This window comes from Bacteroides sp. 43_46 (assembly GCF_001915455.1).
Classification (GTDB): domain Bacteria; phylum Bacteroidota; class Bacteroidia; order Bacteroidales; family Bacteroidaceae; genus Bacteroides; species Bacteroides caccae.
Genome location: NZ_MNQN01000044.1, coordinates 19,627 through 44,413, shown reverse-complemented (window position 1 = coordinate 44,413; position 24,787 = coordinate 19,627). Strand labels below are relative to the sequence as shown.

At 44.0% G+C, this 24,787-nt stretch carries 16 protein-coding genes; 6 read left to right on the top strand and 10 right to left on the bottom strand.

Annotation, left to right across the window (positions count from 1 at the left end; translation table 11 throughout):
• Window positions 1-16 precede the first annotated feature (16 nt).
• The gene (locus BHV72_RS04590; protein WP_055172000.1) at window positions 17-1,288 is read left to right on the top strand and encodes a TolC family protein; all 1,272 of its coding nucleotides are present in this window, start codon (window positions 17-19) and stop codon (window positions 1,286-1,288) included.
• Between the two features lie 119 nt (window positions 1,289-1,407).
• Here the strand turns inward: BHV72_RS04590 and BHV72_RS04585 are convergent, their stop codons facing one another.
• The 9 genes from BHV72_RS04585 to BHV72_RS04545 all read right to left on the bottom strand — a co-directional run bounded on the left by BHV72_RS04585 (window position 1,408) and on the right by BHV72_RS04545 (window position 10,608).
• Window positions 1,408-2,643, bottom strand: coding sequence for a sodium ion-translocating decarboxylase subunit beta (locus BHV72_RS04585; protein WP_005678390.1), 1,236 nt, complete (start codon window positions 2,641-2,643; stop codon window positions 1,408-1,410).
• Complete coding sequence (locus BHV72_RS04580; RefSeq protein ID WP_005678389.1) at window positions 2,643-4,475, bottom strand: biotin/lipoyl-containing protein; 1,833 nt, start codon at window positions 4,473-4,475, stop codon at window positions 2,643-2,645. Before BHV72_RS04580 ends, BHV72_RS04585 begins: the two co-directional genes overlap by 1 nt.
• Window positions 4,476-4,506: 31 nt before the next feature.
• Window positions 4,507-4,767: an OadG family protein gene (locus BHV72_RS04575; protein ID WP_005678388.1), complete on the bottom strand. Its 261-nt coding sequence runs from the start codon at window positions 4,765-4,767 to the stop codon at window positions 4,507-4,509.
• A 677-nt stretch (window positions 4,768-5,444) separates the two neighbouring features.
• Complete coding sequence (locus tag BHV72_RS04570; RefSeq protein WP_022042395.1) at window positions 5,445-6,290, bottom strand: FecR family protein; 846 nt, start codon at window positions 6,288-6,290, stop codon at window positions 5,445-5,447.
• Window positions 6,291-6,298: 8 nt separating this feature from the next.
• Window positions 6,299-6,889: an RNA polymerase sigma factor gene (locus BHV72_RS04565; RefSeq protein ID WP_005678385.1), complete on the bottom strand. Its 591-nt coding sequence runs from the start codon at window positions 6,887-6,889 to the stop codon at window positions 6,299-6,301.
• A gap of 79 nt (window positions 6,890-6,968) precedes the next feature.
• Window positions 6,969-8,543, bottom strand: a complete 1,575-nt coding sequence (locus BHV72_RS04560; RefSeq protein ID WP_005678384.1) for a peptide chain release factor 3 — start codon at window positions 8,541-8,543, stop codon at window positions 6,969-6,971.
• A 5-nt stretch (window positions 8,544-8,548) separates the two neighbouring features.
• Window positions 8,549-9,397 carry a dTDP-4-dehydrorhamnose reductase gene (gene rfbD / locus BHV72_RS04555; protein WP_005678383.1) on the bottom strand — a complete coding sequence of 283 codons (849 nt, stop codon included), beginning with the start codon at window positions 9,395-9,397 and terminating at the stop codon, window positions 8,549-8,551.
• Window positions 9,398-9,943: a DUF4924 family protein gene (locus tag BHV72_RS04550; protein ID WP_005678382.1), complete on the bottom strand. Its 546-nt coding sequence runs from the start codon at window positions 9,941-9,943 to the stop codon at window positions 9,398-9,400.
• Between the two features lie 11 nt (window positions 9,944-9,954).
• Window positions 9,955-10,608, bottom strand: a complete 654-nt coding sequence (locus BHV72_RS04545; RefSeq protein ID WP_005678381.1) for a LysE family translocator — start codon at window positions 10,606-10,608, stop codon at window positions 9,955-9,957.
• A gap of 467 nt (window positions 10,609-11,075) precedes the next feature.
• Between BHV72_RS04545 and purL the strand changes: the two genes are divergently transcribed.
• From purL to BHV72_RS04525, 4 genes are all read left to right on the top strand, one after another.
• Window positions 11,076-14,780, top strand: a complete 3,705-nt coding sequence (gene purL, locus BHV72_RS04540) for a phosphoribosylformylglycinamidine synthase (protein WP_286854943.1) — start codon at window positions 11,076-11,078, stop codon at window positions 14,778-14,780.
• 274 nt (window positions 14,781-15,054) lie between these two features.
• On the top strand, window positions 15,055-19,062 hold the full coding sequence (locus BHV72_RS04535; protein WP_022042397.1) for a hybrid sensor histidine kinase/response regulator transcription factor: 4,008 nt from the start codon (window positions 15,055-15,057) through the stop codon (window positions 19,060-19,062).
• The gene (locus tag BHV72_RS04530; RefSeq protein WP_005678378.1) at window positions 19,059-19,601 is read left to right on the top strand and encodes a chromate transporter; all 543 of its coding nucleotides are present in this window, start codon (window positions 19,059-19,061) and stop codon (window positions 19,599-19,601) included. Before BHV72_RS04535 ends, BHV72_RS04530 begins: the two co-directional genes overlap by 4 nt.
• Before the next feature lie 68 nt (window positions 19,602-19,669).
• Window positions 19,670-20,218 carry a chromate transporter gene (locus tag BHV72_RS04525; RefSeq protein WP_005678377.1) on the top strand — a complete coding sequence of 183 codons (549 nt, stop codon included), beginning with the start codon at window positions 19,670-19,672 and terminating at the stop codon, window positions 20,216-20,218.
• 170 nt (window positions 20,219-20,388) lie between these two features.
• Here the strand turns inward: BHV72_RS04525 and BHV72_RS04520 are convergent, their stop codons facing one another.
• Window positions 20,389-21,852 carry a glycoside hydrolase family 10-like protein gene (locus BHV72_RS04520; protein WP_502691057.1) on the bottom strand — a complete coding sequence of 488 codons (1,464 nt, stop codon included), beginning with the start codon at window positions 21,850-21,852 and terminating at the stop codon, window positions 20,389-20,391.
• A gap of 114 nt (window positions 21,853-21,966) precedes the next feature.
• Here BHV72_RS04520 and uvrA point away from each other — a divergent pair, with 114 nt between their 5' ends.
• Window positions 21,967-24,738, top strand: a complete 2,772-nt coding sequence (uvrA, locus tag BHV72_RS04515) for an excinuclease ABC subunit UvrA (RefSeq protein WP_055256007.1) — start codon at window positions 21,967-21,969, stop codon at window positions 24,736-24,738.
• Window positions 24,739-24,787: the final 49 nt, after the last annotated feature.

Sequence of the window (24,787 nt, the reverse complement as noted above, 5' to 3'; positions counted from 1 at the left end):
ATTTATAATGGATAAAATGAAAACTCAATTTATAATTATATCACTGTTGCTTCTCGGCTTCACTGCCCGGGCGCAACAACCTTATCTCAGCCGGGAAGCCTATCGCGACAAAGTGGAGGCTTACAGCCAGATATTGAAACAACAAAAACTAAAGACAATGGCAAGTGCGGAAGCACGAAAGATAGCTCATACGGGATTCTTACCCAAAATAGACGTAAATGCGGACGGTACTCTGAATATGAGCGACCTAAAAGCATGGAACGAACCGCTGGGAGAATATCGGAACCACACTTATCAAGGGGTGTTTGTCGTCTCTCAACCTCTCTATACAGGTGGTGCCCTTAACGCTCAACATAAGATTGCGAAAGCGGATGAGAAGCTGAATCAACTGAACGAGGAACTAACTTTGGACCAGATTCATTATCAGAGCGATGCTGTTTATTGGAATGCCTCCGCTTCACAAGCTATGTTACAGGCAGCAGACAAATATCAAAGCATCGTCAAACAGCAATATAACATCATTCAGGACCGTTTTAACGATGGAATGATTAGCCGTACAGACTTACTGATGATTTCCACCCGCTTAAAAGAAGCTGAACTACAATATATCAAGGCCCGTCAGAATTATACGTTAGCATTGCAAAAGTTGAATATCCTCATGGGTATGGAACCTAATGCTCCCGTAGACAGTCTTTCTTCGATTGACACAGCTTTTACCCCCGTACAGATTCTGTCGTTGGAAAATGTATTGCAACGGCGCGCTGATTACGAAAGTACGCAAGTAAATATCATGAAAAGTCAAGCGCAACGTAAAGCCGCTCTCAGCCAGTTTAACCCTCAACTAAATATGTATTTTAGCGGCGGCTGGGCAACGGGAACGCCTAACCTTGGATATGACGTATCTTTCAATCCTATTGTCGGCATTAATCTGAATATTCCTATTTTCCGCTGGGGAGCCCGTTTCAAAACAAACCGCCAGCAGAAAGCATACATCGGAATACAGAAACTGCAACAAAGTTATATAACGGATAATATCAACGAAGAATTGTCCGGTGCATTAACTAAACTGACGGAAACGGAATATCAGGTGAAAACTGCAACAGAGAACATGAATCTGGCTAATGAAAATCTTGATTTAGTTACCTTCTCTTATAATGAAGGTAAAGCAAGTATGGTGGATGTTCTCTCGGCGCAGTTATCGTGGACACAGGCACACACAAATCTAATTAACGCATATTTGTCGGAGAAAATGGCGATAGCTGAATATAGAAAGGTTATCAGTGAATAAATAGTCTGAAAACAGTATTGTAAACAATAGAAAGCAAATCAAAAAAGTAAATCCGGAGATACGAGCATAACTCTGCCCATATCTCCGGATTCTTATCTCTAAAGCCGGTTGTTCTTTTATTATGCAAGGAAGGAAATCAACACACCCGCAGCCACGGCAGAACCGATTACTCCGGAGATGTTACTTGCCATACAATACTGCAAGACGTGATTCTTGGAGTCGTACTTCAAAGCAATCTCATTCGCCACACGGCTTGCCATTGGAACAGCACTCAATCCGGTTGCACCAATAAGAGGATTGATCTTCTTTTTGGAAAAGAGATTCACCAGTTTCACAAACAAAATACCACCTGTAATAGAAAGGGCGAATGCAAGGAAACCACCTATAACGATACCGATTGTTGTCCAGTTCAGGAAAGCTTCTGTAGTCATTGTAGCACCCACTGATAATCCTAAGAAGATAGTGGCGGCATTCATGATACTATTAGAAGCTGCATCGAACAAACGGAAAGTATTACTTCCGATCTCTTTCACCAGGTTACCGAACATCAACATACCAATCAAAGGTACTGCACTCGGCACGAAAAGCGCTACAACCGTAGTTACTACAATCGGGAAAATTATCTTCAATACACGCAAATTCTTAATTTCGGTCTTTGAAGGATATTTCTTCTCCTGCTCTTTCATATTGATACTCAACTCTTTCTTAGAACAAAGAAGTTTCACCACCAACGGAATAATCACCGGAACCAATGCCATATAAGAATAAGCGGCAATAGCAATCGGGCCCAACAGATGAGGAGCCAGTTTGATCGTTGTGAAGATAGCCGTAGGGCCGTCCGCACCACCGATGATACCGAGAGAAGCTGCTTCTTTCGGAGTGAATCCCATTAAGATAGATACCAACAGTACGGTAAAGATACCGAGTTGTGCGGCAGCACCGAAAATAGAAAGACGCAGATTACGCAACATCGGCCCGAAGTCCGTTAATGCACCGACACCCATAAAGATAATCGGAGGCAAGAAGCCGGTTTTAATCAACATATAATAAATGAAGTTCATCAGTCCCAATTCATGGGCAATGTCATGCAAAGGCATTTCCCAAATGTTCTTCATCACTCCGTTTATCATTACCATGCCATTCTCGTCTGCCTGAATCACTCCCATATCACCACCGGGAAAGTTGGCAAGCAACACACCGAAAGCGATAGGGACAAGCAACAACGGTTCGTACTGTTTCTTGATACCCAGATAAAGCAGGACAAACGCGATAGCATACATTATCAGGAACTGCGGTTCGGCAATGATATTGCTGAACGCAGTCATCTCATATAAGTTCTCAAATATCTCGTTCATTATCCTATCTTCATTAATACATCATCTTCTGAAACAGTGTCTCCCGGGTTAGCGCAGATAGCAGTAATTGTACCACCAAATTCCGCACGAATGGCGTTATACGTTTTCATTGCTTCCACATAGCACAGCACATCACCTTCTTTCACCACGTCACCTACTTTCATAGCAGTTTCCTGCGCATTCTTCACTAAAAAGAATTTACCCTCAAGCGGAGAAAGAACATCCTGTCCCTCTCCTGCCGGTGCGGCAGCGGCAGCAGGTGTAGCAGGAAGTTCGGCATCGCCATAAGCTACGGTCACACGGTAAGCCTGTCCGTCTACCTGTACAGTCAATGTCTTTGGTTTTGCATCTTCTTCAGGAGACTTATCTTTCTCTGCACGGCGTTTTGCAACATCTTCCAGGAAGTCCTCTTTCGCTTTTCCACTCTTATAAGCTTCGTATTGAGCCGGATGCATGGCGTACTCGAAGAGTTCCTCGTCATCTTCGCCCACTTCCCACTTATTTTCTTTCATCAACTTGCGGTACTTGTCGAGAGAATCCGGATAGTTGTCCTGCGGATTTCCTTCGAAGAATTTGCGACCTTCGCGCTCGGCCTTTTCGATGATTTCGGGAGCAAGTTTGCCCGGCAAACGTCCGGCTTTCCCCAGAATCATATCCCAAATATCATCGGCAATCATTCCCCAACGGTCTTTGCCTTTCTCCATAGCCATCACATTCATCATGGCAAGGTTCTTCACATACTGGCTGAACGGAGTCACCAACGGAGGATAACCGACACGAGGCCATACATAGGCAACTTCGTCGAACAACTTAATCAGAAGCTGGTCTTGCGTCATAAACGGCAGATTGTGTTTTGCCTTATATTTGTTGATAGATTCCAGATTCGTTTCGAGGTCTGCCATTAAACTACCCATCATACCACCGGGAAGTCCAGGAGCGATAAGCAGAGAATTCATCAGACGGTTTTTCGGGCTGATGTACAATCCGAGGAAATCGTCCATAAACTCTTGAATCATGCCACGCACCTTCATATAGGCTTCCATATTGATTTCCGGCACCTGATAACCGGCATCCTTCAGCATAGCCTGAACACTCAGCAGGTCGGCATGGCCTGTACCCCATGAAAGTGGTTCCATACCTACGTCAATATAATCACAACCGGCTTCGCATACCTCAAGAATACTTGCCATATTAAATCCGGGACCTGCATGACTATGATACTGTACAGGTATTTCGGGATGTGCCGCTTTGATATTCGCCACAATCTTGCCCAATGAAACGGGGCGACCGATGCCTGCCATATCTTTGATACAAATCTCGTCCGCCCCCAATTTGATAAGTTCCAACGCCATATTGGTGTAGTACTCTACAGTATGAATGGGCGAATGAGTGATACAAAGCGAGCATTGTGAAATCATTCCTGCCTCTTTGGCGTATGTAATGGAAGGAGCAATGTTGCGTACATCATTCAATCCGCAGAATGTACGGGTGATATCTGTACCTTGCGCTTTCTTCACTTTGTAGAACAATTTGCGGACATCCGCCGGAACGGGGCTCATCCGGAGTCCGTTCAGTGCGCGGTCGAGCATATGGGTTTGAATGCCTGCTTCGTGAAATGGCTTTGTCCATTCGCGCACGGCTCTATTCGGGTTTTCGCCAAACAATAAATTTACCTGTTCAAAACCTCCGCCATTAGTTTCTACACGGGCAAAACAGCCCATTTCAATAATGGCAGGAGCTACCTTCACGAGTTGGTCTACACGAGGTACATATTTTCCAGCCGACTGCCACATATCTCGGAATACCAAACTAAACTTTACTTCTCTTTTCATGTCTTTCAATGATAATGATATACTTGATTAATTATAACTTTTCTACTTTGGTGACCTTTCCCTTACCTTGTGTCACAACATTCACGGCCGCAGTAATGGCAGCCAGGATATTCCCCGGAATAGGCGCAGGACCTCTCGGCGTTTCCTGTTTGGCAGGAGCCACTTCTTCGGGAGCATACTTGTTGACTAAAGTAATCAGCAATTTACCTAAATAAATCACAATCAGCAGAATAACAAATACGGTAGCCATTCCGACCACCATCAGCAGAATCGCTGTTTCGATATTTTCCATATAATAAACTATTAGTAATTTAAGCCGTTTGTCTAAAAAGCGTCCGAAAATACCAATTTTTTATTATAAAATTAATTAAGAAAGGGATAATAAAGTATAAAACCGCAAGTTTGGGATAGGATTGACAACAAAATGTCCTCGGCATATAAAAGCAAATGGTATGAGAGAAACTCCCTCCTGCTTCTCTCACACCTTGGATAAAACAATTATTAAATAAATGCACTGACTGATAACAACCCGGTTTAGCCCTACTTCTGGTTTCATACCTTCTTAACCTATCAAACTACCAGAAGAAAACCGGTCACAACATAAATACAACATTCTGGCCTCATCGGCTTTCTAAAAAAATTAGTGTCAGACTGGGTTGTAAACCTTCTAAAATTCAACCCAGCCTTTTTAGTCGGAAAACTAAGCTAATTCAACAACTATAACTTCCGGCGAGGGAACCATTTCCGACTCACTATTTTTGGTAGTTACTCATTCTGCTACCAAAATCTATTGTTTGTTTTGACTTTTTTCATGTTAGTCTCACAGCAACTCAAATTCTTTTCTAATCTTAATCTTACTATTCATAGAGTACTTATATTAGGAAGAGAAGCCTTTACTCCATTTTTACCAAGAAAAAACGAAAAAAAAATCGATTTAAATAAAAAAGAGGCTGAATTCAGCCTCTTTTTTTATTCTAAAATAATTTCTTTCTCTCGAAGTTGATAACCGATTCCGGAAGAACCGAAGACATTTTCCAACGTCGCATTCAAGTCTCTAGTCAGAACCGTTCCACTATAAGTCAGCCCTTCACATTTCTCATGCCCGATAACTGTCAATTTGAATATTTGTTCGATATCCGCCACTACATTAATCAGCGGGTCATCTTCATAGCCCAGAACTTCCGGGTATTCGGCTTCCGGTGTTGGTACCTTTCTTTCCACAGGTACTATCTTAGTTTCGTCACACCGAACACTCTGTCCTGCAGTCAATGTCCGTTGTCCCACCGGCGTCGCAACTTTCACGCTGCCCTCTTCACAGTTTACAAGCATTTTCTTTCCTTGTTGTACCACCAGGAATTTGGTTCCGAGCACTGAAACGTCTCCGGCTTCGGTCTGAACCGTAAAAGTCTTTCCGGGAGTCACTTTAAACAAAGCTTTTCCCAATAGTTGAAGTTTACGTTCCCAAAACCATGTGACGCGATTATAAGACAGAGAAGAGTTTCCCATCAGCTTTACTTTACTGCCATCCGGCAGTTCATAATCCATTGCCGTAGTTTCCGTTACTAGTTTTTCCTCTGAGAAATAGTAACCACCTATTCCCAAAAGAACAATAAACATAGCCGCTATTCCCCAATACAGGGCTGCCGACCTTTCACCTCCCCGTTTCCGTTGGCGGCTTACAGTAATCCGACGACTTTCTTCACGATACAACCTCAACTTCTCAGCAATCTTCGCCTTACGGGAAAACAACTCGCCTTTCAGAGGAAGCTTACCTTCTTCGATATATTTTTCTAAAAGTTCCGTATTATCCTCCATGCCTCACATCAATTAAAAATCCATAAATTAGCTCCCACCGCAAGCAGGAAAGTTTTACTCAACTGCTCTCTTAACCTGGATATTGCCGTGTGAGTCGTGTTATATACGGTACGGGAAGTCAATCCCATTACCTGCGCAATCTCATCTGAACTCATCTTCTTATAATACTTCAGATATAACACTTCCCGCTGTTGCTTCGTCAGGTTATTAATTTCTCTCTGCAAGACTTTTAATTGTTCTCTTTCTAATTCAGAGCGGATAATCGCCGTTTCAATGTCGATTTCGAGATCAAACTTATATTCATTCGTATCTACATCGTCCAACGATCTGAATATACCACCATTCTCTTTCTTCAATTCATTGACTATGATATGTCTCAACGACACACACAGATAGGCAGATATAGATTGAGGCACAGCACAGGTTTCTCTTTTTTCAAAGATATATACGAACAACGTCTGTATCGCATCTGTGACCAAATCATCATCACCGGCTATCTTCATGCCATATCCATACAGCAAATCTGCATATTGCTCATAAAGCTGCCGGAATGCTCCTTCATCCCCCCGCTGAATCTTACTCCAGAATAATGTATTCATTTCCCTCCCCTCTCATTTATATGAGATATGTTTCTTTCGTTTTTACCCTTTCTTTTAGTTAAATTCTATAAAACAGCGATTAAAATTCGCTCGTAAAATGGAATTTTATGTGTTTAAAATCCATTTGAGCCATTTGAAGTACATAACCGGAGTCGGCAAGGAACACATCGCGTCCCTCTCTATCCTTTGCCATATACTGATATTTACGTTTCTTGAAAGCTTCCAACTCTGCCGGATCATCACTTTCCACCCAGCAAGCCTTATACAGACTTACCGGCTCCCAACGACAAGATGCATTATACTCGTTCAACAAACGATACTGAATTACCTCAAACTGCAACTGTCCCACCGTACCGATAATCTTACGTCCATTGAACTGATTGACAAACAACTGTGCCACACCTTCGTCCATCAACTGGTCGATACCTTTCGCCAACTGCTTCTGTTTCATCGGATCTGCGTTCTCAATGTACTTGAACATCTCCGGTGAGAAACTGGGTAAACCACGGAAATGCAATATCTCACCTTCCGTCAGCGTATCGCCAATCTTGAAAGTACCGTTATCCGGCAAACCGATAATATCGCCGGCATAGGCCTCATCAATCGTTGTTTTACGCTGTGCCATAAACTGAGTAGGCGACGAAAAGCGCATCGTCTTCCCGTGGCGGACGTGCTGATAAGGTGCATTGCGCACAAACTTACCGGAACAAATCTTACAGAAAGCAACACATGAACGGTGGTTCGGGTCGATATTGGCTGTAATCTTGAAGATAAATCCGGTGAACTTAGGTTCGTCCGGTTTTACTTCACGTTCTTCCGCTTGTACAGGACGAGGGCTCGGAGCAATCTCCACAAAGCAGTTTAACAGTTCCTGCACACCAAAGTTATTCAGTGCAGAACCGAAGAATACCGGTGCGCAATCTCCTGCCAAATAAGACTCGACATCAAGTTCGGGATAAACGCCTTCAATCAGTTCCAAATCACCACGCAATTTGTCTGCCAACGGCTTTCCAATCTGCTGATCCAGTTCCTCCGTATGTATATCGACTTCCACCTTTTCCGTCACCATTTGTTTAGACGGTTGATACAAGTCCAATTTCTGCTCATATATATTGTATACTCCCTTGAAACGTGCTCCCTGCTCAATCGGCCAGGACAAAGGACGTACCTGAATCATCAGTTCTTCCTCCAGTTCATCCAGCAAGTCGAAAGGATCTTTACCTTCACGGTCCATCTTATTAACGAAAATAATTACCGGAGTCTTTCTCATGCGGCACACTTCCATCAATTTCCGTGTCTGGGTTTCCACACCTTTCGCACCGTCGACCACGATGATAACGCTATCTACCGCAGTCAGCGTACGATATGTATCTTCGGCAAAGTCCTGGTGACCCGGAGTATCAAGGATGTTAATCTTGTAATCCCGATAATCAAATTCCATTACAGAAGTCGTCACCGAGATACCACGCTGTTTCTCAATCTCCATCCAGTCGGATGTAGCCGTTTTCTTAATCTTATTACTTTTTACAGCACCCGCCACCTGAATCTGACCACCGAAAAGCAGCAGCTTTTCCGTCAATGATGTCTTACCCGCATCCGGATGCGCAATAATGGCGAACGTTCGCCGTCTCTGTATTTCTGTATTATCTGCCATATATATTATAAGGTGTCAATGCATCTTTTGAGGCTTTCCTCCCAATGAGGGATTTCGATGCCGAACGTTGTTTTTATCTTTGTCTTATCCAGTACGGAATATGCAGGACGGTTCGCCTTCGCCGGATATTCTGCCGTGTGCAGAGGTTTCACTTTACATGAAGTAATTCCTGCCAAGCGATGGATAGCCACCGTAAAATCATACCATGAGCAAACACCTTCATTGCTGAAATGATAGATGCCGCGAACTATACCTTTATTTATAATGGTATAGATAGCTTGAGCGAGGTCATTGGCATAAGTGGGCGTTCCGATCTGGTCGAAAACCACTCCCAGACTGTCACGTTCTTTCCCTAAACGAATCATTGTCTTTACGAAATTATTGCCGAAAGTGGAATAGAGCCATGCGGTACGGATAACTACCGCTTTCTCACAATAATTCATCACATCATATTCTCCTTCCAGCTTAGTAGTGCCATATACAGAATCCGGACAAGGGTCACAATCTTCCGTATAAGGAATGTGGGCAGTGCCGTCAAACACATAATCGGTAGAAACCTGTATCATTGCCGCACCATTAAATTGTGCAGCACTTGCCAACTCTTTCGCCGCTTCACAATTCAACTTATAGGCCAGTTCTGGGTTATCTTCCGCTTTATCTACCGCCGTGTAAGCTGCACAATTCACAATCAATTCTATTCTCTTTTCCGCAATATAAGCCCATACAGCTTGTTTATCACAGATGTCCAGTTCCTGCACATCTGTGAAATAATACGTATGTTGTGGATTCTCTTTTGCAAGTACTTGCATTTCGTTGCCAAGCTGACCGTCGGCACCCGTTACTAAAATTCTCATTTATTCATCAAGTTTTAATTCACCTTTACGGTCTTTATCATAATAGTTTGCCAGCATAGAAAGAAAACTACTGATAGCCTCTATCGCTTTCGCCGTCCCTTCACTGATCGGCTTCTTTTGCAAACGTAGTAAGAGCACACCGTACAACGCTTCAAAGCACGTTTCCAGTTCCGGTTCCTCCTTTTTCCCGTTCTTAGTCCGTAGCTCTACAATAAATGGCAATGCCTTGAAATAGGCAGCACTGTAAAAAGGGAATTTAGGAGAAGAAGATAAAGCATTATGCAACTCCGTCAGGTTGAGAATAACATTCTTATTGATCTGTAAATGTCCTTTCTCACGTACCCCTTCTTCACTCATCATCGTTATCAGATTGCCATACCACTCTCTCATGGCAGCACGCTGGTCCTCCGGATAACGGACAATCACATTAGTCTCCAGTTCTTCCGGTTCACAATGATTGGCACGGATGAGGTCTTCTTCCTGCCACATATATATAAGATATTCGGCAATGTTTCTCTCTTTCAGTTGTTGAGCTATTTGATTCATAATGTTATCTCCTAATAAATTGACTCTCCCAACAAAGTATAAATCAATCCAGCTACAGATACCAACATCACAATGCTTCCAATGACACGATTCAGTATCCAAATGCCACGCAGGTTGAACTTAGTACGTACCTTGTTCACAAAGTAAGTGATTCCGAGCCACCAAGTCAATGCGCCGGCAGCGATAGCAAAATATCCCGTTATCTCTTCAAAGACTAAAACGCCCTGTTGCACAAAGGCAAAACGGGCAAAAAGTCCGATGAACAGGAATATGATTAAAGGGTTAGAAAGAGTGACGAAAAATGCAGTTATAAAATTATGAAAATAAGATCCCTTATTGGACGAAGCCGGACGGATAGAATTTACCGGATTACTGCGAAAGGTATAAATTCCGAAAACAAGCAACATAACGCTGCCGAGCAATTGCAGATAAAAACTTCCTTTATTAATATAATCGGAAACGAAGCTCATGCCATAACCCGTAAGCAGAGCGTAAGCTATATCGCTCAAAGAGGCTCCCAGGCCTGTCACAAATCCGTACCAACGCCCCTTATTCAAAGTCCTTTGGATGCATAATACGCCCACCGGACCGAGAGGTGCGGACACAACAACGCCAATAATAAAGCCTTTAACTAATATATCGAATATTGTCTCTATCTGAATCATTCCGCAAATATCGCACTTTTTTGTGATATGAGAATAGGATATTAACGTTTTTTCCAACGAATCATCCCTAATTCATGAAGCAGGAGAAATTTAAAATAAGACTTCGAAAACGCGGACAGCGCAAATTATTCCCTTTATCCCTAAAAGCTAAATCTTTGTACACAGAGAACTAGCAGCCCGTAGGTATTAATTTATTCGTCTGACAGCTGTCTGACGAATAAATGGTTGCAACATCAGGAACAGTTTTTAGGTATACAACAAATAAATCCATAAGAAACCGATATTAATTCATCGCAACGCAAAAATAAGTCGGCCCATAAAAAGGAAAGCCGACAAGATATTTATTTCCGTTTTATTTCTCACCACCAACGAATTTGCTTATCTTTGCACCACAGAAAAAGAGAAGAGTTTCTCCCGTAGAAACTTCAATCGTAAATCGTAAAATCGTAAAATCGTAAATATACAACATGATTCTTTTTTTCAGAACCCCTTCCAAGAGCGTGATTGCCGTAGAGAGCAATCATCAGCTCACCCCGGACGAAAGTAATAAACTCTGCTGGCTTTTTGGAGAAGCCGTGACGGAAAGTGAAGAAAACCTGAAAGGCTGTTTCGTCGGTCCACGCCGTGAAATGATTACTCCCTGGAGTACGAATGCAGTAGAAATCACCCAAAACATGGGACTCGAAGGTATCACCCGCATCGAGGAGTATTTTCCCGTAAAGGATGAAAACGCCGACCACGACCCGATGCTGCAACGCATGTACAAAGGACTCGACCAAAACGTATTCACTACCAACCGCCAACCGGGACCAATTATCTACATCGAAGACCTTGAGGACTACAACGAAAAAGAAGGCCTTGCTCTTTCAAAAGAAGAAATGGACTACTTGAAAAAAGTAGAAAACGACCTCGGACGCAAACTGACCGATTCCGAAGTTTTCGGTTTTGCACAAATCAACTCCGAGCACTGCCGTCACAAGATCTTCGGCGGAACGTTCATCATCGACGGTGTGGAACAGGAATCCTCCTTGTTTCAGATGATTAAAAAGACTACACAAGAAAATCCGAATAAAATCATTTCTGCTTATAAAGACAATGTAGCCTTTGCAGAAGGTCCGGTTGTTGAACAGTTTGCTCCGGCAGACCACTCAAAACCTGATTTCTTCCAGATCAAGGACATCAAGAGTGTTATCTCGCTAAAAGCGGAAACTCACAATTTCCCGACAACCGTAGAGCCGTTCAACGGTGCTTCTACCGGTACAGGCGGTGAAATTCGTGACCGTATGGGTGGTGGTAAAGGTTCATGGCCGATTGCAGGTACTGCTGTCTACATGACTTCTTACCCACGCACAGACGAAGGCCGCGAATGGGAAGAAATCCTTCCGGTACGCAAATGGTTGTACCAGACTCCAGAACAGATTCTGATTAAGGCGTCTAATGGCGCTTCCGATTTCGGAAACAAGTTCGGCCAGCCACTGATCTGCGGTTCGGTACTGACTTTCGAACATACAGAGAACAATGAGGTTTACGGCTATGACAAAGTTATCATGCTTGCCGGAGGTGTAGGCTACGGTACACAGCGCGACTGTCTGAAAGGCGCACCGGAAGCCGGAAACAAAGTAGTCGTTATCGGTGGTGACAACTACCGAATCGGACTTGGCGGCGGTTCCGTATCTTCAGTAGATACCGGTCGTTACAGTAGTGGTATCGAGTTGAACGCCGTGCAACGTGCGAATGCAGAAATGCAGAAACGTGCCAACAACGTAGTCCGTGCCCTTTGTGAAGAAGATGTGAATCCGGTTGTTTCTATTCATGACCATGGTTCGGCAGGTCACGTCAACTGTCTGTCGGAATTGGTGGAAGAATGCGGCGGTCTGATCGACATGAGCAAGTTGCCTATCGGTGACAAAACGCTGTCTGCCAAAGAAATCATCGCCAATGAAAGCCAGGAACGTATGGGACTTCTTATCAAAGAAGAAGCTATCGAACATGTGCGCAAGATTGCAGAACGTGAACGTGCCCCGATGTACGTAGTCGGAGAAACGACAGGCGACCACCGCTTTGCTTTCCAACAAGCGGACGGTGTACGTCCGTTCGATCTTGCCGTAGAACAGATGTTCGGTTCATCTCCCAAGACATATATGATAGACAAAACCGTAGAACGTCATTATGAAATGCCGAAATACGAATTGTCTCAACTGCATGAATACCTGACCAATGTATTGCAGCTCGAAGCAGTGGCTTGCAAGGATTGGCTGACCAATAAAGTAGACCGTTCGGTAACAGGTAAAGTAGCCCGTCAGCAATGCCAAGGTGAACTTCAATTGCCGTTGAGCGACTGTGGTGTCGTAGCACTCGACTACCGTGGCGAGAAAGGTATCGCTACCTCTATCGGACACGCTCCGCAAGCAGCATTGGCCGATCCGGCTGCCGGTTCTATACTTTCTGTATCCGAAGCACTGACTAACCTTGTCTGGGCTCCTATGGCAGAGGGCATGGACAGCATCTCCCTGTCTGCCAACTGGATGTGGCCTTGCCGTTCACAGGAAGGTGAAGACGCTCGTCTCTACACTGCCGTGAAAGCATTGAGCGACTTCTGCTGCGCCCTGCAAATCAACGTTCCTACCGGAAAAGATTCTCTGTCTATGACGCAGAAGTATCCGAACGGCGAAAAAGTAATTTCTCCGGGAACAGTAATTGTATCGGCAGGCGGCGAAGTTTCCGACGTGAAGAAGGTTGTATCTCCGGTATTGGTAAACAACGAAAAAACAACTCTTTATCATATTGACTTCAGCTTCGACGAACTGAAGCTCGGCGGTTCCGCCTTTGCACAGTCATTGGGCAAAGTGGGTGACGATGTGCCTTGCGTACAAGACGCAGAGTATTTCCGCGATGCTTTCCTTGCCGTACAGGAACTGGTAAACAAAGGATTGATTCTTGCCGGACATGATATTTCTGCCGGTGGTCTGATCACTACATTGCTCGAAATGTGCTTCGCCAATGTGGAAGGCGGTATGGAAATCAGCCTCGACAAGATGAAGGAACAGGATATTGTCAAGATTCTGTTTGCAGAAAATCCGGGTATTGTTATCCAGGTCAGCGACAAGCACAAAGAAGAGGTGAAGAAGATTCTGGAAGACGCAGGCGTAGGCTACCTGAAGTTGGGTAAACCTACCGACGAACGCCACATCCTCGTATCCAAAGGAGACGCTACCTACCAATTCGGTATCGACTATATGCGTGATGTATGGTATTCTTCTTCTTACCTGCTCGACCGCAAACAATCCATGAACGGTTGCGCCAAAAAACGTTTTGAAAACTACAAGATGCAGCCGGTTGAATTTGCTTTCATGCCAGAATTCAAAGGCAAACTTTCTCAATACGGTATTACTCCGGACCGTCGTACTCCGAGCGGTGTCCGCGCAGCTATCATCCGCGAAAAAGGAACGAACGGCGAACGCGAAATGGCTTATTCACTCTATTTGGCAGGTTTTGACGTGAAAGATGTGACAATGACCGACCTTATCAGCGGACGTGAAACACTGGAAGACGTAAACATGATCGTTTATTGCGGCGGTTTCTCCAACTCCGACGTACTTGGTTCAGCCAAAGGCTGGGCAGGCGGTTTCTTGTTCAACGAAAAGGCAAAAGAAGCACTCGATAAATTCTATGCTCGTGAAGATACATTGTCACTGGGTATCTGTAACGGTTGCCAGTTGATGATGGAGCTTGGACTTATCAATCCTGAACACAAAAAGAAAGGTAAGATGCTTCACAATGATTCCCATAAATTCGAGTCTACCTTTGTCGGCCTGACTATCCCTACCAACCGCAGCGTTATGTTCGGTTCATTGAGCGGTAGCAAACTAGGTATCTGGGTAGCTCACGGAGAAGGAAAATTCTCTCTGCCTTACGATGAAGACAAATATAATGTAGTGGCAAAATACAGCTATGACGAATATCCCGGAAACCCGAACGGTTCCGACTATTCTATCGCCGGACTTGCCAGCGCCGACGGCCGTCATCTGGCTATGATGCCTCACTTGGAACGCGCTATCTTCCCATGGCAGAACGGTTGTTATCCGGCAGACCGCAAAAACAGCGATCAGGTAACTCCGTGGATTGAAGCATTTGTCAATGCCCGCAAGTGGATTGAAGAAAAGGTGAGATAAATAATTGCTTTATATTTTTTAAGGCTGGTACTTCCCAAAAAGTACCAGCCTTTTAGTTTATCCCAATATTCCTACTACCTAAATTCGTTTATATACAACTAAAGTTCCACAAATAAGCACTAAATACAAATAGCTGAAAAAGCTCCTCATCCGCTTCAATTCAAGTACGACGTAATCCTTACTCCAAAATTTTGTAGTGTCGAAAAATCTTCTTAATTTTGTCAAACTTTCCCCCTCAGAACAAGATTCAATAACCCTTAAAAGTCCTATTTATATGAAAAAATGGATTTTTCTAATCTTATTGTTTCCTCTAACCTGTATCGCTCAGACGTACCAATATATTGGAGTGGAAGATGGGCTAAGCAACCGGCGAGTTTACTATATCCAGAAAGACAGAACCGGATATATGTGGTTCCTCACCCATGAAGGTATTGACAGATACAATGGAAAAGATTTCAAACGATACAAACTAATGGACGGTGACGTAGAGGTTAATTCGCTACTGAACCTCAATTGGCTATATATTGATAAGGAAGATGTATTATGGGAAATCGGGAAAAAAGGAAAGATATTCCGGTATGACCAGATCCACGACTGCTTCACACTCGTATATAAACTGCCCATAGAGAACTTCCGTGATTTGCCGGCTCCGGTAAGTTTCGCATGGCTCGATCAGAGCAAGCATATCTGGTTGTGTAATGAGGAAACTATCTTTATTTATAACACGGATACAGGAGAAGTCACTCACATAAAGAATGACATCAGTGAAGAAATCAATGACATCGAACAGATTGACGACACACATTACTTCATTGGCACGGAAATGGGAATCCACTATGCCAAGTTGGAAAACAACACACTGGAACTTATTCACTGCGACAAGCTGGAGAATGTGAAAGCACAAATACTCGATCTACATTTCGACACAAAGATTCGTAAATTGTTTATCGGAACTTTCCAACGGGGAGTGCTCATCTATGATATGTCGACCAAGTCCGTCACACAACCTCCACATAGTCTGAAAGATATCAGCATTACACGAATCAAGCCCTTAAACGCCAAAGAATTGTTGATAGCGTCAGATGGCGGCGGTGTACATAAAATGAATGTTGAAACCTATCAGATGGAGCCTTACATTATTGCTGATTACAACAGTAATAACGGCATGAACGGCAACAGTATCAATGATCTTTATATAGAAGAAGAACGGATATGGTTGGCGAACTACCCTATCGGAATCACCGTACAGAATAATCGCTATTCCAGCTATAAATGGATCAAGCATTCTATCGGCAACAGACAGTCTTTGATAAACGACCAGGTTAATTCGATTATCGAAGACAGTGACGGTGACTTATGGTTCGGAACCAATAATGGAATCAGTCTCTTAAATTCCAAGACCGGACAATGGCGTTCCTTCCTCAGTTCTTTTGAGAAGAACCAGGATAGCAGAAGTCATATTTTCACTACCCTGTGCGAAGTGCTTCCCGGAGTTGTCTGGGCCGGCGGATACTTCTCCGGCATTTATCAGATAGACAAGAGATCTTCCAATGTCAGCTATTTTACTCCGGCTTCGTATGCATATGAGAACATACGCCCGGATAAGTATATACGTGATATCCGTAAAGACTCACAAGGAAATATCTGGAGCGGAGGATTTTATAATCTGAAACGTATCAATGTACACACTAAAAATATACAACTGTACCACGGACTGAACTCCATTACTGCAATTCTCGAACGCGATGCCAAAAGTATGTGGATAGGCAGTGCGACCGGATTGTTTTTATTGGATAAAGAATCGGGTAAATATGAACGTATCAAACTTCCCGTAGAATCAAACTATATATATTCTTTATACCAGACCAAGAAAGGATCGCTATATATAGGAACCAGTGGCTCCGGATTATTAATTTACGATCCTCACACCAAACTGTTCACTCATTATCATACGGGAAATTGCGCATTGATTTCCAACAATATCTATACCTTGCTTTCAGACGCTGACGAAGATATTCTGCTTAGCACGGAAAGCGGTCTGACCAGCTTTTATCCTAACCAAAAAACATTTCACAACTGGACAAAAGAAATGGGACTTATGACCACACATTTCAATGCATTGTCCGGTACCCTGCGAAAGAACAACAACTTTATTTTCGGAAGTTCGAACGGGGCAGTAGAGTTCAATAAAGACATGAAACTTCCCAGAACCTATTCTTCCAAAATGATATTCAGCGATTTCAAACTGTTTTATCAAACGATCTACCCGGGAGACAAAAATTCCCCGCTAAAGGCAAGTATCAACAATACGAAAGAGCTGAAATTAAAATATAACCAGAATATTTTCTCGTTACAGGTTTCTTCTATCAACTATGACTATCCTTCTAATGTCCTTTATTCCTGGAAACTGGAAGGCTTTTACGAAGAATGGAGCAAACCGGGGACAGAAAACACAATCCGTTATACTAACCTCGCACCGGGAAAATATACGTTAAGGGTACGTGCTATCTCCAATGAGGACCAGCGTATTATGCTCGAAGAAAGGAGTATAGATATTATCATCGCCCAGCCTTTTTGGCTGACCGTTTGGGCAATGTTGCTCTATATCGTTATCCTTGTCTTTATCGCTGCTGTCTCATTACGTATTCTGATCCTAAGGAAACAACGTAAAGTGTCCGACGAAAAGATTCATTTCTTTATCAACACTGCACACGACATCCGTACTCCGTTGACGCTTATCAAAGCGCCACTGGAAGATCTTCGTGAAAAAGAAGAACTAAGCAAGGAAGGAATATCCAATATGAATACTGCATTACGGAATGTAAATGCCCTGCTACGTCTCACCACCAATCTAATAAACTTCGAGAGGGCGGACGTATATTCCTCCGAACTATATATTTCGGAACATGAACTGAACACATTTACAACCGAAATATACAATGCTTTCCAGCAGTACGCCAATATCAAACATATCAACTTCACCCACGAAAGTAATTTCAGGTATATGAATGTATGGTTTGATAAGGAAAAAATGGAATCAATCCTGAAAAACATAATCTCGAATGCCTTGAAGTACACTCCGGAAAACGGTAATGTACAGATTTTCGTGTCCGACAATACAGACTCGTGGAGCGTCGAAGTCAGGGATACAGGAATCGGAATTCCGGCCAGCGAACAGAAAAAACTGTTCAAGCTGCATTTCCGTGGCAGCAATGCAATCAACTCCAAAGTGACGGGTAGCGGGATCGGACTGATGCTTGTCTGGAAATTAGTGCGGCTGCATAAAGGTAAGATTAATTTGTCGAGTGTGGAAAATCAAGGTTCGGTTATCAAGGTATCTTTCCCGAAAGACAGCAAGCGTTTCCGTAAGGCACATCTGGCAACACTGAGCAAACAACGTCAGGAAAACAGAACCCTAAGCAATGTACCTGCTCCCTCACCCGAAATATACGAAAACGCACATAAGAAGTTGAACGGTGAACACCGGCGGATTCTGATTGTGGAGGATAACGATGAATTACGCAACTATCTGTTGCAGACATTATCAGAAGAATATACTGTACAAACGTGTTCCAACGGAAAAGAAGCGTTGACGATCATCCCCGAATACAAACCGGAGTTGGTTATCTCTGATATTATGATGCCGGAAATGCGGGGAGACGAATTATGCAAGGAACTCAAAAACAACATAGAGACATCGCACATTCCGGTTATCCTGCTGACAGCTCTGAATAATGAGAAAGATATCTTGTCCGGACTTAAAATCGGTGCCGACGAATACATCTTGAAACCGTTTAATATAGGTATATTAAAAGCGACTGTCGACAATCTGCTGACTAACCGTGCTCTTTTGCGCAGTAAGTATGCCAATCTGGAGCTGGATGATGAGGAAGAAGATGACGAATGCATCAACTGCTCACAGGACATTGACTGGAAGTTTATTGCCAACGTCAAAAAGCATATAAAAGACAATATAGATAACCCGGCCCTTACCGTAGATGTACTTTGCAACCTGGTAGGCATGAGCCGTACAAGTTTCTACAACAAACTCAGGGCATTGACCGACCAGGCTCCGGGAGATTATATCCGTCTGATCCGGTTGAAGTATGCCGTGCAATTATTGAAAGAGAACACACATAGCATAACAGAAATAGCAGAAATGACAGGATTCAGTGATGCGAAATACTTCCGTGAAGTATTCAAGAAGCATTTTAACGTAAGTCCCAGCCAATACGGCAAAGAAAAGAGAACAAACAAGAAAGGAGGAGAAAAGAAAGAATGAACATCTATCTCGAATCATTTGGAATTTTTTTTAAAATAGGCGCCTTTACTATCGGAGGAGGGTACGCAATGGTGCCGCTTATTGAGAATGAAATTGTTACGAAGCGGAAATGGATTGCGCAGGAAGATTTTATCGACCTGCTGGCTATCTCCCAATCTGCTCCGGGCATTTTGGCAGTCAATATTTCTATCTTTATAGGATACAAGTTGCGTGGTATCCGAGGAAGTATTATCACAGCATTAGGAACAATTTTGCCTTCCTTCATCATTATATTGGCGATTGCTCTATTTTTCCATAGTTTTAAAGACAACCCGATTGTGGAACGCATCTTCAAAGGAATCCGACCGGCGGTAGTGGCACTTATTGCCGCCCCGACTTTCACAATGGGCCGGTCCGCTAAAATCAACCGCCACAACCTGTGGATTCCTGTTGTTTCGGCACTGCTGATCTGGCTATTGGGGTTCTCGCCTATCTGGATTATTATTGCTGCGGGAGTGGGAGGCTTCCTCTGGGGAAAATTTAGAAAAGTAGAAAGTTGAGAATGGAGAGTCGAGAGTTATCGTTCCCTGTTCATTATTCAAGATTCATGGTAAAAAATTAAAAAGAGATGATCTATCTTCAGTTATTCTATACGTTTTTTAAGATCGGGCTCTTTGGATTTGGAGGAGGTTATGCGATGCTCTCCATGATTCAAGGGGAAGTAGTAACCCGTTATGGTTGGGTGAGCTCGCAGGAGTTCACGGATATTGTTGCAATCAGCCAAATGACACCGGGACCTATCGGGATTAATGCGGCTACGTACGTCGGATTCACCTCTACGGGGAGTGTCGTGGGATCGGTCATTGCTACCTTTGCTGTAGTCCTCCCCTCCTTCATCTTGATGCTGACCATTAGCAAATTCTTCCTGAAATATCAGAAACATCCGGTAGTAGAATCCATATTTAGCGGACTGCGTCCCGCAGTTGTCGGCCTGTTGGCTTCCGCCGCACTGGTATTGATGAATGTAGAAAATTTCGGTTCACCGACAACTGACACTTACTCATTCGTTATCAGTATTATCATCTTTCTAGTCGCTTTCATCGGAACCAGAAAATATAAAGCTAATCCTATATTAATGATTATAGCCTGCGGCATTGCAGGATTATTGCTTTATTAATTGCTGGGGTGGTAGGCGGATACACAATATTGAAAATAAACGACTTATGTATTTTCCTACCACCTCCCCCTACGGGGACTCCTCCTTCCCGAAGGAGGAGAATTGAAGATACTACTGAATTGTTAGTCAGCCTCTTTTTCTATTCTTCACTTATTACAGTTTTACTTTTATCACAGTTTTACTTTCTTGCTAACCGACTTCGATTCATTATGAAGACGGTCTAACGCAGTCACCACATAGCGGTACTTTGTTTTTCCTGTTTCGTATGGAAGTTTGTAGAAAGGATTACGAGTGATAGCAACAATATGTGAAGGGTCGTCAAGATTCACCTTTTCTTTTCTGCCAAAACGATAGACCACATATTGCACAGCCTTATCCATTTCCGTTTCAGCTTTCGGAGCAGTCCAGAAAAGCACATAGCCGTCTTCAGTCCATATTTTCTTCATCTTGCGCACCTTGTCCGGAGCCTTATCATCCATAAAGTCGAATACGGGGATTAATGCCGGATATTTGTGATATTCCGAAACCAGCGCATCGCGATATCTTCCCTGATTTTCAACAACAGCTGCCGCATACCATTGACAGCTACCGCCAATCGTCTGATAAGCACGCTGTAAAGCCATTTTCCGGGGAAGCTGATTCATAGAAGGATTCTGCGGGTCAGCGTGCTGAATCGTATTTGTCACTGACTGGCCGATAAATAACGGACGGTTCTCCGAATGCGTAGCCCACCACTTCACCAATGTCTCATAGTCGGCCGCCTTATGACCGATTTCCCAGTAAATCTGCGGAATATTATAATCAATCCAGCCTTCACGCGCCCAAAGCAGAACATCAGCATACAGATCGTCATAATTCTGCAAGCCATTGGTATTACTTCCCAACGGGTCACTTTTCTGATTACGATAGATTCCGAACGGACTGATTCCGAACTTTACCCACGGCTTCACCCCCCGAATGGTTTCGTGCAATTTCTTAATCAACACATTCACATTACTACGTCTCCAGTCCGCCTTGTTAGTAAAGCCTCCGCCATAACGGGCAAAACTTGCGTTATCGGGAAAATCGACTCCCTTAATAGGATAAGGATAGAAATAGTCATCCATGTGGATAGCGTCCACATCATAGCGGGACACAATATCCGTCACGATTTTACAGATATATTCACGACTCTCGGGAAGTGCCGGGTCGAAGTACAATTGGTCTCCATAAGTAACAAACCATTCCGGATGCTGATTATATATATGTTCCGGCGCCAACTGGTTCTTCAGGGAGGTTTTCACCCGATAAGGATTAATCCAGGCATGAAACTCCATATTCCGTTTCCGGCATTCCTCAATCATGAACTGCATCGGGTCCCACATAGGCGAAGGCATTTGTCCTTGTGTCCCTGTCAGAAAACGGCTCCACGGTTCATGTTGCGAAGCATACAACGCATCCGCTTCGGGACGCACTTGAAAGATAATCGCATTAATACCCGCCCCTTGAAGCGAGTTCAACTGGCTAATCAGTGTTTGTTTCAGTCGTTCTGTGGGAACACCGCGAAACTGTCCGTTGACAGCCTGTATCCATGCAGCACGAAACTCACGTTTGGGATATTTGTCGCCCGTCGGCACCTGTGCCCTCACTCCCACAGTAGTTTTTCAGCTTCATAATATTCTTAAATCGTAATAATGTGACGCAAAGATAATACAAACTCCCGATAAATTCGCTAACTTTGCCGACTACCATAAAACAAGGAGCATTTTATGTCAGAAAATAACTATATTTCGATCAAAGGCGCACGAGTAAACAACCTAAAAAACATCGATGTAGATATTCCACGCAACAAACTTGTTGTCATCACCGGATTATCAGGTTCAGGAAAATCATCTCTCGCTTTTGACACCCTCTACGCAGAAGGACAACGCCGCTACGTAGAAAGCCTAAGTAGCTACGCACGCCAGTTTCTCGGACGAATGAGCAAACCGGAATGCGATTTTATCAAAGGCATTCCGCCTGCGATTGCCATAGAACAGAAAGTAAACAGCCGCAATCCCCGTTCCACCGTAGGAACTTCCACAGAAATTTATGAATATCTCCGTTTGCTGTACTCCCGTGTAGGGAGAACATACAGCCCTGTAAGCGGACAGGAAGTGAAGAAACATTCGACGGAAGACATCATCAACTGTATGTTATCACACCCGGAAGGGACAAGATACACCGTACTGACCCCTATCCACCTGCGTGAAGACCGCAGCCTGCAACAGCAACTGGAAATAGACCTCAAACAGGGATTCAACCGTATCGAAGTGAACGGTGAGATGAAACGTATTGATGAATACAAGCCCGTAGCAGGCGACGAAGTTTATCTGCTGGTAGACCGTATGGCAGTAGCCGACACCAAAGATGCTATCAGCCGCCTCACCGACTCTGCCGAAACAGCCATGTACGAAGGCGACGGAACCTGTATGCTACGCTTTTACCTGCCGGACGGAACAACACAACTGTTCTCCTTCAGCACAAAGTTCGAAGCAGACGGTATCACTTTTGAAGAACCCAATGACCAGATGTTTTCATTCAACTCCCCGATCGGTGCCTGCCCCACCTGTGAGGGCTTCGGCAAAGTTATCGGTATAGATGAGCATTTGGTGGTTCCCGACCGTTCTTTATCTGTTTATGAAGGAGCGATCGTATGTTGGCGCGGTGAAAAAATGGGAGAATGGAAAGAAGAGCTGATCCACAATGCGGAGAAATTCGACTTCCCGATTTTCACTCCTTATTATGAACTGACGGACAAACAGCGCCGGTTGCTTTGGGAAGGAAACCAATATTTCCACGGTATTAATGACTTCTTCAAGATGCTTGAAGAAAATCAATATAAGATACAATATCGTGTGATGCTTGCCCGGTATCGCGGAAAAACACTTTGCCCGAAATGCCACGGTACCCGTCTGAAACCGGAAGCCGGCTATGTACGCGTAGGCGGAAAGAATATTTCCGAACTGGTAGACCTGCCTATTTCCGAATTAAAGCAGTTCTTCGATCACTTGGAACTGAACGAGCACGACAGTAATGTAGCCCGCCGGATTCTGATGGAAATAAACAGCCGTATCCGTTTCCTGATTGATGTAGGTCTGGGGTATCTGACACTGAACCGGCTCAGTAACTCCCTGTCGGGTGGAGAAAGCCAGCGTATCAATCTGGCGACATCACTGGGAAGCAGTCTTGTAGGTAGCCTCTATATCCTCGACGAACCCAGTATCGGTCTGCACAGCCGTGACACCGACCGCCTGATTAATGTGCTGCGCCAACTGCAACAACTCGGTAACACGGTAGTAGTTGTAGAACATGACGAGGAAATCATTCGTGCGGCAGATTATATTATTGACATCGGTCCCAACGCCGGACGTCTGGGAGGAGAAGTCGTCTATCAGGGTGACATGAAAGACCTCAAAAAAGGAAGCAACAGTTATACCGTCCGCTATCTTTTGGGAGAAGAAGAAATTCCCGTCCCCCAACATCGCCGTCCGTGGAATAATTATATTGAACTGAAAGGTGCACGCGAGAATAACCTGAAAGGAGTAGACGTCCGCTTCCCGCTGAATGTAATGACAGTGGTTACCGGCGTTTCCGGTTCCGGGAAAAGCACGCTGGTACGTGATATTTTCTTCCGGGCATTGAAGCGTGAGTTGGACGAATGCAGTGACCGTCCGGGAGAATTTTCATCTATCGGAGGCAGTCTGCGCGACTTACGGAATGTAGAATTTGTAGACCAGAATCCGATCGGCAAATCATCCCGTTCCAATCCCGTGACATATATCAAGGCTTATGACGAAATCCGCAAGCTATGGTCGGAGCAGCCACTCGCCAAACAAATGGGATATACCGCCGGTTTCTTCAGTTTCAACAGTGAAGGCGGACGTTGCGAAGAATGTAAGGGTGAAGGCACCATTACCGTAGAAATGCAGTTCATGGCAGACCTCGTTCTGGAATGTGAATCCTGCCACGGGAAACGTTTCAAATCCGACACACTGGAAGTGAAATTCCACGACAAGAACATCTTTGATGTACTGGAAATGACCGTGAACCAGGCGATTGAATTCTTCAATGAACACGGACAGAAGAAAATTGTAAAAAAGCTACTCCCGTTGCAGGATGTAGGACTCGGGTATATCAAACTAGGCCAATCTTCTTCCACTCTTTCCGGTGGTGAGAACCAGCGTGTGAAACTAGCATTCTATCTGAGTCAGGAGAAAGCCGACCCGACTCTGTTTATCTTTGACGAACCGACAACAGGTTTACATTTCCACGACATCCGTAAACTTCTGGATGCTTTTGACGCCTTGATCCGCCGTGGACATAGCATCGTAATCATCGAGCATAATATGGATGTTATCAAATGTGCCGATTATGTGATTGACCTCGGCCCGGAAGGTGGAGATAAAGGTGGAAACATTGTAGCGGTAGGTACTCCGGAAGAAGTAGCCGCTTGCGGAGCAAGCTATACGGGTCAGTTCCTGAAAGAAAAGCTGAAATAAGTCAAGAGTCAGAAATGGAGAGTTGAGAGATGTTTTGCAGCAAATATAG